Here is a 14,319-nt window from a genome sequence, read left to right on the forward strand (position 1 = left end):
CGCCAGCTCGGTCGAGGGAAGAATCTCGTCATGGACCTCTCGCCTCTCGGCACACGTGCGACCGCGGGCAGTCTGCGAGGCACCGACGGCGTCGTGCTCGACCACGCCTGGACCGATGCCGGGGTCGTCGCGGCTCCGGTCACCAACGGTGCCCAGGTCCTGCATCTGTCCGTGGCGCTGTGCGTCCTGAACGACACCTACCGGGAGGCGCACCGGCTCGGCATCGAGATCCGGGGAGTCGCGGTCGAGGCAGACGGCGGCTTCGACGACGAGTGGCGCTCGACGGGCATCGAGTACTCCGTGGCCGTGGACACCGAGGCCACGGCGGAGGATCTGGCGCGGCTCAACGCCGTGGTGGACGAGGCCGCTGAGGTCCCCAAGGCCATTCGGGCCGGTACGACGGTGGCCCGACGCCCGTGGCCGGTGGTGGAGTGACCTTAGGCTGGGGCAGTGCTCCGAGCCGATGTCGCCGCCGCATACGACGAGCGGGCGGAGGAGTACATCGCCAAGCTCGGGTCGGTCAGCCAGATGGAGCCGCAGGATCTGGTGACGATCGATTCGTGGTCTGACGGGGTCGCCGGCCGCATCCTGGATGCCGGCTCCGGTCCCGGGCACTGGAGCGACGTCCTCTCGAGCGGTGGTCGGCGCGACGTGGTCGGCGTCGATGCCTCCGTCCGTCTCGCGACGTCGGCTCGCGACCGGTTCCCGGATGCCGGCTTCCTCGTCGGAGATCTCGCCGCGTTGCCCGTCGCGACGGGGTCGGTCGGCGGCATCCTGGCCTGGTTCTCGATCATCCACACCCCGCCGGAGGGTCTGCCCGAGATCGTGCGCGAATTCGCGCGTGTCCTCGTCCCGGGAGGGTCCGTCCTGGTGGGGTTCTTCGACGGCGAGGCCGGCACGCCATTCGGCCACGCCGTGACGACGGCGTACTTCTGGACCGCAGAAGCGCTCGGCCAGCTCCTCGCGCGAGAGGGGTTCGTCGTCGAGACGGCCGCCGCGCGTCAGGATCCAGGGCTAAGACCGCAGGGACATCTCATCGCGACGCGAGAGCGCGACCGCGCCAGGATCAGGGAGTGATGCCGTGCTGTCGCAGCACCGGCTCGGGGTCCGTCTGTCCCGTCCCGGGCAGCTCGACCTCCAGGTGAAGGTGCGGACCGGTGACGTTGCCGGTGGAACCGGTGAAGCCGATGGTCTCGCCGGGCTGCACCTTGTCGCCGACGTTCGCGTCGATGCGGCTCTGGTGGCAGTAGGAGATCTTTGTGCCGTTGGGGAGGGTGACGACTGTGCGGTTGCCGTACGACCCCTCGTACCCGGCGGAGGTGACGGTTCCGGCAGCCACTGCCACGATCTTGGTGCCTGACGGTCCCGCGAAGTCCAGACCGGTGTGGGCGCCGCTCGACCACAGGCTGCTCTGCTGCCCGAACCGGGCGGTGAGCGTGTATCCCGCCACGGGCAGGACCCACTGCGTGCTTCGCTTCTTCGCCTTCTGGGCGGCGCGAGCCTTCTTCTGCTGCGCGCGGACCTTCTTCGCGTGCTCGCGGGCCTTCTTCTGCCGCTCGCGCGCCTGGGCTGCTGCCGTGATGTCGCGGTCGACCTCGCGGAGTGCCTGCGCGCGCTGCGTGGCCTGCAGCTTCGTCTGCTTCTCCAGCTTGGGGCGGTCGACGCCGCGGCTCACGTCGACCCGGTCGTCGGCGGCCTCCGCCGGTGCATCCGTCGTCAGGGACGACTCAGGCTGCTCGTAACCGAGGCTCGTCAGGTCGCCATCCGTGCCGTTCGCCCCGGCTGACGTGTACGTCCCCAGGACTGCCGCGATCAACGCGACCGCGCCGATCATGGCAGGAGAGAGCTTGACCTTTGAGAGCAGACGGCGAGCACGAGTGCCTCGTGTGATTTGTGCCGTGGATCCGCTGGATTTCTGTGACCGCCGCTTTCCGGCCCCCGACGGTTTCTGATGATTTGTGTGAGTTTTAGGCATACGTGTCGACGCTAACCACGGCGGTCAAACTGGCGGCTTCGCGGCGTCAGCCCGAGGAACAGGGTGTCGGCGAGCCGAAATCCCCTGTGATTGCAGCTGAAACCTGGTGCTCGATGGCCCGCACGGCATCGTGGGCGCGCTGTACCCTCACGGGAGGTGCTGAAACGTGGTTCCCGTCACCACTCACCCGCATTTTCCGCCTGGGGATCGAGCAAAAAACGCCTCAGCACGGTCCTAGCGCCGACAAGACTGCTTCATGCTCGCTCCCGTCGATCACGTCGGCTTGGTCGCCTGACCGTCCAGCCACAAGGTGTCAGTCTCATCGGTGAGATCCGGCCGAGCCGACGTGAGGCAGAGCGTCTGCCGCGCCAGGTGCTGGGGCAGCAGATGGGGAGGTCTAGCCGGCCGCCATTTCGTGGGAGGCGAACCTCGAGACGATGCCGTGTCCGGCACTGGTTCGAGGGTCCTCTCGGGACTCGGTCCGGAACGTGCCGTCCAGGACCTGTTGGGCCAGCAGCCGTAGCTTGACGTTGCGATTCTGTGAGTTGCGCACAAGAAAGGCGAAGGCGCGGTCCCAGTCGATTCCGTAGCGTTCCATGAGGATGCCCACAGCAGCGCCGATGACTTGCCGAGAGTCGACAGCCTTGCGCAGGTGCTCCAGCTGGTGGGCGTATCCGAGCAGGACAGCGCCGTAGGAGGCGAACAGCTCGACAATGCGAATTGTCAGCTCGTCGAATGCGCCAGGCTGGCGGGAGTAGAGGTTGAGCCCGGCGACCTGATCCGTGCGGGTGAGCTGGACGGCGGCCTGGGACCCGACACCGCGGCGAGCCGCGAGCGGGCCGTAGTGGCTGAAGGCCTCTCCGTGGACCAGGTCGTTGACGAGTACCAGGCGTTCCCGGGTGACTGCAGCGACGCACGGCCCCTCTCCAGCGTCATATTGGAGCTGGTCGCACTCGTCGGCCAGCTCATCAGTGGCAGCGATGGTTCGAAAACCTCCGTCGCTGTGAACAGTGATGCTGGCGAAGTCGACACCGGGGATGTTCTCTGCGGCCAAGGAAGCCAATGACTCCAGTGCCGTCGCTGGCGCTGAGGGCGCGCAGGACTGCATCGTGCCAGCGGGCATGTGCTGTCTCCAATTGATCGATGTTTCATAGCCCCGTCGAGCCCTTGTTCGGCCGGACCGTGGCGTCCAAAGCGCGGGCGTGGCAAGCAGTTGCAACTGCGACCGCCTGCATATCGCCCTCGTCAACGTAGGCCGTTGCCGTGCGCCCACGCCTCACCCCTAAGGGTGAAATATCTCTTGGGAGGTGTGGCTGATGAAACGTCAATCGCTCGCCGCGTCGGGCGCGGCGGCCTTGATGATGTCAGGACGGAACCCGTGATCGACACCCCAGAGAACTGCCCGCGTCCGACTGTCCACTCCGATCTTGCGGTAGGCGGTCCGGATGTTGGTCTTCACGGTGTTGATGCTGGTGAAGGTGCGGCTGGCGATCTCTTCGTTGCCCAGGCCCTGCGTGATCAGCGCGAGCACCTCTGACTCGCGGGCGCTCAACCCGTGCTCGCGACCGGGCCACTCCCCGAGGTCGGCGTCGGCCGAGGACGGATAGTCGGAGCTGACCACGCCGCTCTCGCCCCGAGCAATCCGCTCGAGCGCGTCGGCGAGCTCCTCCGCCGTCAACCTCTTGTCGAGGAAGCCAATGACTCCGAACTGCGACCAGGTCTCTATGAGCTCGGGCTTGAGGCTCCAGCTGTAGAAGACATACCGTTCCGCGTTGGCGGCAGCCAGCACCTCGTTGATGTCCCGCGTCTGCGCGAAGGAGTCGATGAGCGCGATGTCCACCCGTTCACGGCCTGGCTGGTTGGTGGAGACTTCCACCACCTGGATCCGGTCCTTGAAGGGCTCGAACATGCGTGCGAGACCCTGAACCACCACGTCGTAATCGTTGACGATGGAGATGCGTACCGGCGTCTTCGAGTTCACCACTCCAACCTAAGGCACAGCGACCGACCGTCCCACGGTCCGTTGCGTCCGCCGATCACGTCGGCTTGGTCGCCTGACCGTCCAGCCACAAGGTGTCAGTCTCGTCGCGGTGAGATCCGGCCGAGCCGACGTGCTTGGCGTCGATCTCGGGACCCTTCTTGATGACGTGGACCAGCGCCATGCCATGACCGCGCCCGAGATCGTAGTCGGACTTCAACCATTCGAGGATCGTTCCTGCCTTGACCGCGGGGTCGTCGTACCCGCGGCTCGTGGCGATGTCGAGCAGCTGACGAGGGGTCAGCCCCGTCTTGTTCTCGATGGTGTCGAGGTAGGCCTGGAAAGACATCGCTTGACCCTTCTCTCGGTGACTGGTGACGGGGCCTGCAGGCAGGTCGCAGTGGCTGAAACGCTACGCCAACCCACCGTTTCCGGGGCGATCTTTGTCGGTGGGTCGTGGAAAAGTGGACCTTGAGGCGATGGGGTGCGTGACGGAGGTGGCTCCCGAGGACCGAGTCGAGGAGGTGCACGACATGACACCTGAGGTGCGTCTCAGGAATGTCGAGGACCGGGACGTCGAGGTGTTCTTCGACCACCAGGCGGATCCGCGTGCGGTCGAGATGGCGGCGTTCCCTGCCCGCGACAAAGCGGAGTTCGCTACGCGCTGGGCGAGACTTCGCGGAGACGACGCCCTGTTCGTGCGCACCGTCGTCGTGGATGGGGCGGTGGCGGGCAACCTCGGCAGCTGGAAGGACAGCGGGCAGCAGCTGCTTGGCTACTGGTTCGGACGCGAGTTCTGGGGCCGCGGCATCGCGACCCGGGCGCTGGGCCTGTTCGTGGACGACGTGTCGATCCGGCCGCTGTACGCCCATGTCGTGACGCGCAACGTCGGGTCGATCCGTGTGCTGGAAAAGTGCGGGTTTCGACGCGATCGAGTGCAGGACTCGAAGGCGCATGCATCCGACGACGGCATCGATGAGCTCGTCTATGTGCTGACCGCATAGGGCCCGCGCGAACCGGCATCCCGCAGCGCCACCCCGCCTCGAGCCAATAACTGGCGAGCGTGACCCGGACGGGATACGGGCAGTGCGTAAACGCACCAGCGGCCGTCTGCAGAGGCCCCATGTCAGAACTTCGTGAAGCAACGACTAGAGATTCCCTCAGCGGCAGACAGCCGTACTGACGTCAGTGGTGGGGGACCGACGTACACGGTCAGGGGCGCTGTCGACTCGAAAACGGCGTGCGGTGCGCCCCTGCGGAGAAGATACGTTTGCACGGTCACCCAACTCAAGGACAAAGACACATGGCTGGTGAAAGACCTCTCGACAACGCCGTGACATGGCGTGCTCAGCAGGGGACTCGCTGAAATGCGGAGGATTGTGCCTCGAAATATCGCGGAGGACGAGGTCCAGGTGTGGATCGTCTTTCTGGGCACGGGAGCGGGTCAGGAGACGTTGACGGTCGCTGCGATCACCGGGTCGCGTCAGCAGGCAGAAGCAATGCTTGAGCACGGCGCGCGGGCATTGCCGGATCGCAGCAACGAGTGGGGCTCATTCCGATTCACGCCTTGTTCGACGTCCGCCGACGGACGTGGAGAAGTAGCTCATGTCCCGGCCATCGCGTTGGGTGAACGGCGGACGGTCTATGTCTGGATCGGTGAGGAGAACTGGATCGAAGTCTTTGGCTGTTGGAAGGACGCGAACGACCAGACTCAGGAGATGCTGCGACGAGGTCGGCCCGAGGCGCAGGTGTTCTCGGCAGTCACCAACACCTGGGTGGGGATCGTGGGCGACGACCCCCGGTTACGGACGATTCCGTAAGAACTGGGACCCAAGGGTCACCGGGTCGCGGCTGAGCCACGCCGTCGCAGCCGAGACCGTTCAGGCGCCGTCGTCGGTCAGTGCCGCGGCCGGCAGCCAGTCCGCCCCGAGCAGCTGGGCGAGCTCGGCGAGGCCGGTGGTGTCGCCTCCCGCGGTGTCGGAGGCTGCAGCGATCCGCTCGACCATGACCTTGCCCACCTGTTCCTCGACCGTGCCCTCCGCGTACGCGATGTGCCACGGCGAGACCTGGTGGTCGCGGTGGGTACGACCGGTCACCTGCCGTCCGGCGATGCCCGAGAAGCGCGCCTGGTGGAAGACCCCGACGCGGGGCTCGGTGCTGGCCTGATGGCCGTCCGGCAGGGTCTCGCCGGCGTGCAGGCTGATCGAGGCGACCGTGGTGAAGACGCAGACCTTCGCCTGTCCGGTCTGGAACCGGAGCCGTTCGGCCTCGACGTCGAACCGGTCGCGACCGTAGATCGAGGCGACCTCGATGCCGCTGTCGCGCAGTCGGTCGGCGATCGGGTCGGCGGCGGTCGCGACGAACTCGACCGAGCACGCCACCTGCCGCTCGGCCTGGACCTGCTGGGCGATCCAGGCGACGGTCGAGTCGACCCGGATCAGTCCGGCCTTCTGCCGGAAGCGCAGCAGCGCCGACCGGCCCTTCGCGACGCTGCGGCCGCGTCGGGCGATGTCCATCTCCCGGCAGAACTCGCCCCACTCGGCCTCGTAGGCGGTCCGCTCCGTCGGCGTGAGCGCCACGGGCATGCCGGAGATCGGCACCGGACCCCACGGCGCCGCGCGGTGCAGCATCGCCGCAGGTCGCTCGTCCGCGAGCCAGCCGCGCACCAGCTTGAGGTCCGACGCGCGTCGCGCAGGATCGGTGGTCCACGTCGCGCCGTAGCGGCCATGCTCCACCCCGACGCCGTGGCGCTCGAGCGCGGAGGCGAACGCGGCTCCGGGTTGCGTCGCTGAGGTCCACTCGCGCATCGGCTCGCCGAGCACCTGCGCATACGCCGGAGCGAGGTATGGCAGCTCCAGTGGCGTGTGCCCGGGCGTCGCGGTCGTCGCGATGACGAACGGCGCCTTGTCGTGCGGCCGCCCGTGTCCCGAGATCCGCGCCCAGTGCTTCCACCGCTTCGTCGTCGTACGTCGCAGCGCGTGAGCCTCGTCCGCGATGATCACGTCCCAGGTGTGGTCCTTGACCTTCTCGAGCCTGTCCCACGTGATGACCACCCATTCCAGACCACCGTCGCCCAGCGCCCCGATCGTGCGGCACCAGTGACCGATGGTGATCGCCGCGGGTCGGTCGGCCACGACGAGCACCCGTCGCGCGCCGCGGAGGTCGCCGACCGCCGTCGCGCCGAGGACCGCCGAGATCGTCTTGCCCACGCCCGGCTCGTCGGCCAGCAGGAACTGCCGACCACCCGCCGCGGCGCGTTCGGCGATCGCGTCGGCCGCTTCGAACTGGATCCTCCGCGGCTCGAGGGTTCCCGTCGGCTCGGGGCTGGGCGTCGGATCATCGGGGTTCAGTGAGTTCTCGATGAATCGACCGAGCGTGTACGCCCCGGGGGAGTATGCAGCCAGGTGCGGAGGCAAGGCGCGCCCCACGAACAGATGCGTCTTCACCGCCGGGTGCCACGTGGCGCCGTCGACCTGTGTCCCGTACGGGACGTCGAGCACCCACACCCGCTCACCCGACCCGGCGGCCGGCAAGGGCTGGGCTGGCCGTCGCGTCCCGCCACGGCGCGGGGACGCGCTGCGTCGACGAGCGCTGGATCGGCGAGAACTGGCCACCCCCGGACGTTACCGGGATGGTCGACTCGAACAGAGCTGGCTCGCCCAAGTGCGTCCGCGCGGCCGGAAGGTGTCGAAAATCCAGAGGACGAACAGCAGCCCGAGGACGCTTACGACGGCCTCTGCCCAGTCCCGCTGTCCGACAGCGGCGGTGAGTCGCCACGCCGCCTTGAGCAGCAAGTACACGATGAACAGCCCGCCGAGCCATCGAAGCGCTGTCCTCATGGGGGCACGCTAACGCATCGGTGCGGCCCAAATCTGCTTCAGGAGGTCAGGCTGCGACGTACTCCATCTCGACGGCGGGTGTCGGCGGATAGAGCTCGATGACGATCAGCTCGGCTGGTGGGCTGGTGGACCAGTGGAGCAGGCCGTGGCCCTTGAGGTTGTGGTGTCTTCGACACAGGGGTCCCATGTTGTCCCCGGTAGTCCGGCCAACAGGGTGCGGGATTCGGTGGTCCAGGTCGCACCGTTCGGCCGGCACCATGCAGCCCGGTGCTTGGCAGACACCGTGGAGGAACTGCAACGCCACAGCGAGGGTGTCGGGGGCGAATCGCCCGACGTACTCGTGGGCCAGGACGTCATCGCTGACCGGGTCGACGATGATCCGGTGCCAGAACGTGCCACCGGTGGCGATCACGTCGGCCAGCCACGGTGCGGGGACGGCCCAGCAGCCGTCGGTGGACTCTGCGAACCCGGGTGCCGCGCCGGCAAGGACGTCGGCTGCGACGGTGACGGCGATGTTCGTGTCGATCGCCGAGGTGGCGGCGTCCGAATCGGTGCACCATCCGACCAGCAGATCCGCCTCACGCTGCGCCACCGTGCGCTCGTCATCGGGGTCGGCGGGCTTGCGGGCTTCCTTGCGCAGCCGGGCCTCGATGGCCGCGGCCTCGTGGGAGGGCAGGTAGGCGTTCAGCCACGACATCGAGTCGTCCCCATGCGCCACGGCCACGTGCCGGTCGTTGCGTGCGGTCTCGGCTCGTTCGACCGCAAGATCGGCCTCGACCCGCTGGACGAACCGCCGCAACCATTGGCGCAGCTCGGTGCCGGTGTGGTCGGCCGCGTAACCGAGCACCCGGGCCTCGAGCCGGGCCACGGACTCCTCGCGGTGCAGCTTCTCGATCGCCGCACTGATGTCACGTACCCGGGAGAAGTCGAGCAGTCCGTCGACGAACGCCTCCCACACCTGCGGGGTCTTCTCGCGGACCCGGTCGGCGATCGAGAGCCGCAGCTGGATCTGCGCCTCGGACATCCCGGTCGCCTCGCCGATGGTCAACGCGATCGCCGAGCGTTCGATCTTGCGCCGCAGCGACGAATCGATCACCGCGGTGCGGGCCATCTCCGCGTCGCGGTAGTCGACCATCACCTGGATGGTGTGCGCCTCGGCCATGGCCTGTCGCCGTACGGCGTCCGACAGCGACTCGCTGGTCGGGGCTGTCGTGGTGGCCATACCTCAAACCTAGAGGTCGCCACCGACACTTTTCTGGTGGGACCGCAGCGCGAATGAGGGGCCTCGCTCGGGGCTTCGATGCCGACCGGCGCCTCCTTGACCTGACGCCAGGTGTCGTGCCCTACCTGACGCGAAGCGTACGAGTCACCGAGCTTCGGCCGAGAACAGTCGCATCGCCTGAGTACACCGCCCTCAGGGTGTGCTTGCCCCGCGGCAGCTTCGGCGTGCGGAACGTCCGTCGCCCTCGGTCACTCGCCCGCAGCGTGATCGTCTTCAGGGTCACGGACCCCTTCTTGATTACGATCTTGCCGGTCGGGCGAGCAACGCCCTTGGCGAAAACCTGCACCGTGGCCGAGACCGTTCGACGTGGGCGAACCGACGATGAGCTCAGCTTGAAGGAAACCAACGCGGCGACCTTGCGGGGTGGGTCGCTCCGCCTCGGTACGGCCACCGTTCCGAGGTTGGTCTGCTCGGAGATCTCCGGGGTGAACGCGCGCGCCTTGGCGAAGGTTTCGGCCCCGCCCACCCATCGCGTCGCATAGCGTCCGGTGGGGTCGCTGATGCGGATCTTGTATGGCCGCACCGGCAGATCGATTGCGAGGAACAGCTCGTTGACCGGCGCGGTCGCGATGATCTCGCGCTCGTTGTCGGCGGCGTAGACGGTGGCCACGCCGTCTTTCATAAGGACGCCGTCCTCGCCCACGACGCGCCCGGCGAGGTCCCCGTTGGTGGGGTCGCTGGGGAAGGTGACACTGGTGGCCTTGTCGACCTTCAGGGTGATCGTCTTGGCGGAGTCGAACGACCGCCCCCCCAACCAGGTGGCGTTGCCGGTGCGCACCTTGTAGGGGCCCGGAAGCGTGTGCTGCTGGTCCGCGCCCTCGAGAAAGGTGACCGGGGCCTGCGTCCCTCCGTCGTCGGCGCGGTAGAGGAGGAAGGAGGTGGGTGGACGCGCCCCGCGGGAGGCCCTGGCGCTGAACTCAGCCAAGGGCTCGTCGCCCAGGTCCACGGGTCGGAGGTCGGGCGAGTGCTGCATGGTGATGACCTCCGCGTATGGGACCGTCGTGGTCGTGTAGCGCCCGGTCGGGTCGATCATCGTGATCAGGTAATCAGCGTCAGGAAGACCTTCGAAACGAAACCCGGGAGAGCCGGCGCTCACTGCGGGGCCACGACTGTGCTGGGGTCGTCAGCGCGCCTCAGCAGCAGGGTGATGCCCAGCAGATCCTGCCGACGGGTGTTGCGGACGAAACCCATCAACATGGTCTGCGGGCCGACGACCGCATCTGCAGTGGTGGTCTCGCCCGCCTTGACCGTGAAGTTCTTCGCGTCGAAGAAGGAGTGCCCGCCAACCCAGTCGTTCAGACCCGTCGAGATCTTGTATCTACCCGGAGCAAGGTCGTCGAACGGGTGGCCGACGCCGAGGCCGTCCCGAATCGGTTCCACCGGGTTCGAGGCGGACCACACCCAGAAGTTCGCAGCTTGTCGCGGCACCGTTGATGTGGCTCGCACCTGCAGGGTGCCGCTTGTCGAAGCGTCCGGGAAGATGATGTCCGGCATGCGTACCTCTTGTCCGGAACCGACCGTGACGGCGACCTTGCGGCTGTACTCCTGACTGCCTGGCCGGGACAGCGCGACCGTCGCGCTGTAGAGGCCCGGAATCACGTCTTTCACGATGAAGCGACCGTCGTCGTCAACCGCGGCGTTGACGTAGTCACCGCCGATCTGTGGTTCGAACCTCACGTCCCCTCCGGCCGCAGGCTGCCCATCCTTCATGACGCGACCGCTGATGGTCCCCACACGAGTCAGCTGCGCATCGACCGAGGAGATGTCCCCGTCGGAGAGGACCATGGTCTTGCTGTGGCTGCTGGAGCGTGTCTCCAGGTGGTTGTCGAATTGTTCCGCCAGGTAGCCACGGCCTTCGTCGGCGAAGCCGATGTAGTAGACACCGTCAGGGACGGAAACCGTCCACCGCCCGCTCTTGTCACTGATGCCGGTCCTCTCGAAGTCACCCGTGCCGGCCTTCACCGTCACGACAGCGCCGTCGAGGGGCTTGCCGGCATCACCGTAGACCGTTCCGCTGAACGAGTGCTGCTCGTCAGCTACCGCGGTTGTGGCGGACCCCACGACGACGGCCATCACAGCGACGAGCGAGGCAGTTCTGGCTTCTAGGCGCACGTCGACACATCTCTCTCCGGGCCTTCGCGTACGGCGCACCATCACGCACCCTGCACAGGCGATCTAGGAGCCATTAGACACCCTGTCACGGGTAACCGCACGACCGCCGCCCGGCCGGCCGGCGGCGTCGGCGGGGGAGTCCGCCACCGCAGCGCGGCGCCGTCCGGCGTGCTCGTACTCGGCGATGGAGTGGGAGAGGTCGGCCGCGCCGGGCACCGTCGCCGCCGCGCCAGTGCTGCCCACGGCGTAGACGGCGTAGTCGGGCTGACCACGAGGGCCTGGATGGTCTTCCCGGTCATGATGTCTCCTTGAATCGAGGGTTGTGCCCTCAAGACATCGCTCAGCGGTCGAGTGTGACATCGCGGCGGGCCAGGTCGCCGAGATGCCGGCTGATTTTCGAGATGTCGCCCCGGTCGGCCCGTGTGACGATGAGGAGAACCGCATGGCGCCGCGGCGCCCCTGACGAAGGGAACGCGCGTGCAGATCCTCTCGGTACGTGGCGCACTGCCCGAGCACTGCTACACCCAGGACGACATCACCGACGCCTTCGTGAACATCGTCGGCGACGGGACCCTCGACCGTGACCAGCTGCAGGCCTTCCACCATCATGCAGGTGTTCGTCAGCGTCACCTCGTGATGCGGCTGGAGGACTATGCGGACATCGACGACTTCGGGCGCTCGAACGACCTGTTCATCGAGCATGCGGTCGCCCTGGGCTCCCGCGCGTTGCTCGATGCGTTGAAGGCGGCCGGTCTGACGCCGTCCGACGTCGATCTGATCGTGACCACCACCGTCACCGGTGTGGCCGTCCCGTCCCTCGACGCCCGGTTGGCCTCGGCGATCGGTCTACGCCCTGACGTCAAGCGTGTTCCATTGTTCGGCCTTGGGTGCGTGGCGGGCGCGGCGGGAATCGCCCGCCTCCACGATCATCTCGTCGGGCATCCCCAGGACGTGGCGGTGCTCGTCTCGGTGGAGCTGTGCTCCTTGACGGTGCAGCATGCTGACGTGTCCCTCGCCAACCTGGTGGCCAGCGGGCTGTTCGCCGACGGCGCCGCCGCGGTCGTCGCGCGGGGCGCAGCGACCGGGACGGGAACCGTCCCGTCCGGCTCGGGGACGATCGAGGTGCTCGACTCGCGCAGCAGGTTGTATCCGGACTCCGAACGGGTGATGGGCTTCGATGTGGGGTCCACGGGGCTGCGGATCGTGCTGGACGCGGGCGTGCCGGCTGTCGTCGAACAGCACGTCGGTGGCGACGTGACCGAGTTCCTGGACGCCCACGGGCTGACGCGGACGGACATCGACTTCTGGGTCTGCCACCCGGGCGGGCCGAAGGTCATCGAGGCACTCGAGCGGGCCCTCGGCCTCAGCCATGAGGACGTCGCCCTCACCTGGGAGTCGCTCGCCACGGTCGGCAACCTGTCGTCCGCGTCGGTGCTGCACGTCCTGATGGACACCCTGCGGGAGCGGCCACCGGCCCCCGGCGCCCACGGCGTCCTCCTGGCGATGGGGCCCGGCTTCTGCTCCGAACTGGTGCTGACCCGCGGGGTGGCGGCATGACCAGTCTGCTCGCGTTCACGATCCTCGTCGGACTGGTCGCGCTGGAGCGTGTCGCGGAGATGATCGTCTCGCGACGCAACGCAGCGTGGAGCTTCGCGCGCGGTGGGATCGAGAGCGGCCAGCGACACTTCCCGGTCATGGTGGCGCTTCACACCGTCTTCCTGGCGGGCATGCTCGTGGAGGCCTGGTGGCGACGGCCCGACGTGCCCGCTTCCTTGGCCTGGACGATGCTGGTGGTCGTCATCGGCTGCCAGGTGGGGCGGTGGTGGTGCATCTGGGCGCTGGGCCCGCACTGGAACACCCGTGTCATCGTGGTCCCGGGCACGCCGCCCGTGCGGAGAGGGCCCTACCGGGTCCTGTCCCACCCCAACTACGTGGTCGTCGTCGTCGAGGGGATCGCGCTGCCCATGGTCCACGACGCATGGATCACGGCAGTCGTCTTCACGGTGCTGAACGCCGCCCTCCTGACGGAGCGCCTCCGCGTGGAGAAGGCCGCGCTCAGGACGCTGCCGGCCGCGCAGTCCACCGGCTGATGCGCGACGTCGTCGTCGCGGGCGGGGGACCGGTCGGACTCATCACGGCACTGTTCGCCGCGCGCGCCGGCCTGGATGTCGTCGTGCGTGAGCCGCGCCGCGGTCCCGTTGACAAGGCCTGCGGGGAGGGCCTGATGCCGGGTGCGGTCGTGGGCCTGCGCGAGCTGGGCGTCGAGCTGCGAGGACGTCCCATCGCAGGCATCCGGTACATGGACACGCAGCGCTCGGTCGAGGCGCCGTTCCGCGATGGGGCCGGCATGGGGGTGAGGCGGACGACGCTCCACTCCGGCCTGGCCGAGGCAGCCGCGGCCGCCGGTGTCGAGGTGGACGAGGCGCCGGTCAAGGACGTCCAGCATCGTGGCGACCACGTGCTGGTGGACGGCGTCCCTGCCCAGTTCCTGATCGCCGCGGACGGTCTGCACTCACCGACACGGCGCGCGCTGGGTCTGGAGGGCGCCAGCTGCATGCCACGGCGGTACGCGCAGCGCGCCCACGCGGCGATCACGCCGTGGACCGACTTCGTCGAGGTGCACTGGGCGTCGTCGGGGGAGGCCTATGTGACGCCCACCGCGGACGGCCAGGTCGGCGTGGCGATCCTGACCCGTCAGCGGGGGCGAGACTTTCACGACCTGCTCGCCGACCACCCCCGGCTCGTCGAACGCCTCGACGGTGCCCCGTTGGGCCGTGTCAGAGGCGCCGGACCGCTGCGACAGAGGGCGACCGGGCGGGTGCGCGGCAACGCCCTCCTGGTGGGTGACGCGGCCGGCTACGTCGATGCCCTCACCGGTGAAGGGATCGCGCTCGGGCTCGCGCAGGCCAGGGCCGCGATCGCGGCGGTGGTCGACGGCAAGCCTCAGCGCTACGAGCGCGACTGGCGACTGCTCACGTGGCGGCACGACCTGATGACGACCGGCCTGGTGACAGCGAGCCGTGCCCCGCTCGTTCGTGCGGGCATCGTTCCGGCTGCACAACGGCTCCCGGCGGTCTTCGGCTGGGCCGTGAATCAACTGGCCCGGCCAGCCTGATCGCCACGTAGGCTGGGC

At 68.0% G+C, this 14,319-nt stretch carries 15 protein-coding genes; 7 read left to right on the forward strand and 8 right to left on the reverse strand.

Going from position 1 to position 14,319, the window contains the following annotated elements:
• The first annotated feature begins 30 nt into the window (after positions 1-30).
• Both C3E78_RS07840 and C3E78_RS07845 read left to right on the forward strand, forming a co-directional pair.
• The gene (locus C3E78_RS07840; RefSeq protein WP_108580811.1) at positions 31-435 is read left to right on the forward strand and encodes an OsmC family protein; all 405 of its coding nucleotides are present in this window, start codon (positions 31-33) and stop codon (positions 433-435) included.
• Positions 436-450: 15 nt separating this feature from the next.
• The gene (locus C3E78_RS07845; RefSeq protein WP_108577761.1) at positions 451-1,077 is read left to right on the forward strand and encodes a class I SAM-dependent methyltransferase; all 627 of its coding nucleotides are present in this window, start codon (positions 451-453) and stop codon (positions 1,075-1,077) included.
• On the opposite strand, the gene C3E78_RS07850 is transcribed toward C3E78_RS07845, so the two are convergent.
• The 4 genes from C3E78_RS07850 to C3E78_RS07865 form a co-directional block, all read right to left on the reverse strand.
• Positions 1,067-1,834: a M23 family metallopeptidase gene (locus C3E78_RS07850; protein ID WP_199906965.1), complete on the reverse strand. Its 768-nt coding sequence runs from the start codon at positions 1,832-1,834 to the stop codon at positions 1,067-1,069. The genes C3E78_RS07845 and C3E78_RS07850 overlap by 11 nt on opposite strands.
• 538 nt (positions 1,835-2,372) lie before the next feature.
• The gene (locus C3E78_RS07855; protein ID WP_108577763.1) at positions 2,373-3,098 is read right to left on the reverse strand and encodes a GAF and ANTAR domain-containing protein; all 726 of its coding nucleotides are present in this window, start codon (positions 3,096-3,098) and stop codon (positions 2,373-2,375) included.
• Positions 3,099-3,299: 201 nt separating this feature from the next.
• Entirely contained in the window at positions 3,300-3,956 is a 657-nt protein-coding gene (locus C3E78_RS07860) for a response regulator transcription factor (protein WP_235833718.1), read from the reverse strand.
• Between the two features lie 55 nt (positions 3,957-4,011).
• Positions 4,012-4,302, reverse strand: coding sequence for a DUF4287 domain-containing protein (locus C3E78_RS07865; RefSeq protein ID WP_108577765.1), 291 nt, complete (start codon positions 4,300-4,302; stop codon positions 4,012-4,014).
• 184 nt (positions 4,303-4,486) lie between these two features.
• On the opposite strand from C3E78_RS07865, the gene C3E78_RS07870 reads away from it, so the two are divergent.
• Entirely contained in the window at positions 4,487-4,957 is a 471-nt protein-coding gene (locus C3E78_RS07870) for a GNAT family N-acetyltransferase (protein WP_108580812.1), read from the forward strand.
• 408 nt (positions 4,958-5,365) lie between these two features.
• On the forward strand, positions 5,366-5,773 hold the full coding sequence (locus tag C3E78_RS07875) for a hypothetical protein (RefSeq protein WP_135804866.1): 408 nt from the start codon (positions 5,366-5,368) through the stop codon (positions 5,771-5,773).
• Positions 5,774-5,833: 60 nt separating this feature from the next.
• Here the strand turns inward: C3E78_RS07875 and C3E78_RS07880 are convergent, their stop codons facing one another.
• The 4 genes from C3E78_RS07880 to C3E78_RS07900 form a co-directional block, all read right to left on the reverse strand.
• The gene (locus C3E78_RS07880) at positions 5,834-7,459 is read right to left on the reverse strand and encodes a DEAD/DEAH box helicase (protein WP_235833719.1); all 1,626 of its coding nucleotides are present in this window, start codon (positions 7,457-7,459) and stop codon (positions 5,834-5,836) included.
• 379 nt (positions 7,460-7,838) lie between these two features.
• Complete coding sequence (locus tag C3E78_RS07890; RefSeq protein ID WP_108577769.1) at positions 7,839-9,014, reverse strand: HNH endonuclease signature motif containing protein; 1,176 nt, start codon at positions 9,012-9,014, stop codon at positions 7,839-7,841.
• A 121-nt stretch (positions 9,015-9,135) separates the two neighbouring features.
• A complete protein-coding gene (locus C3E78_RS07895; RefSeq protein ID WP_108577770.1) occupies positions 9,136-10,170 on the reverse strand; it encodes an Ig-like domain-containing protein in 1,035 nt (344 codons plus the stop codon).
• Positions 10,167-11,186, reverse strand: a complete 1,020-nt coding sequence (locus C3E78_RS07900; RefSeq protein ID WP_159085842.1) for an MSCRAMM family protein — start codon at positions 11,184-11,186, stop codon at positions 10,167-10,169. Before C3E78_RS07900 ends, C3E78_RS07895 begins: the two co-directional genes overlap by 4 nt.
• A gap of 477 nt (positions 11,187-11,663) precedes the next feature.
• Between C3E78_RS07900 and C3E78_RS07910 the strand changes: the two genes are divergently transcribed.
• The 3 genes from C3E78_RS07910 to C3E78_RS07920 are packed head-to-tail and all read left to right on the forward strand — an operon-like array spanning position 11,664 to position 14,301.
• On the forward strand, positions 11,664-12,743 hold the full coding sequence (locus tag C3E78_RS07910; protein ID WP_108577773.1) for a type III polyketide synthase: 1,080 nt from the start codon (positions 11,664-11,666) through the stop codon (positions 12,741-12,743).
• Positions 12,740-13,276: an isoprenylcysteine carboxyl methyltransferase family protein gene (locus tag C3E78_RS07915; RefSeq protein WP_108577774.1), complete on the forward strand. Its 537-nt coding sequence runs from the start codon at positions 12,740-12,742 to the stop codon at positions 13,274-13,276. The genes C3E78_RS07910 and C3E78_RS07915 overlap by 4 nt, the downstream gene beginning before the upstream one ends.
• Positions 13,276-14,301 (forward strand): NAD(P)/FAD-dependent oxidoreductase, encoded by a 1,026-nt coding sequence (locus C3E78_RS07920; RefSeq protein WP_108577775.1) that lies wholly within the window; start codon positions 13,276-13,278, stop codon positions 14,299-14,301. Before C3E78_RS07915 ends, C3E78_RS07920 begins: the two co-directional genes overlap by 1 nt.
• The last annotated feature ends 18 nt before the right edge of the window (positions 14,302-14,319 follow it).

This window comes from Aeromicrobium chenweiae (assembly GCF_003065605.1).
Classification (GTDB): domain Bacteria; phylum Actinomycetota; class Actinomycetes; order Propionibacteriales; family Nocardioidaceae; genus Aeromicrobium; species Aeromicrobium chenweiae.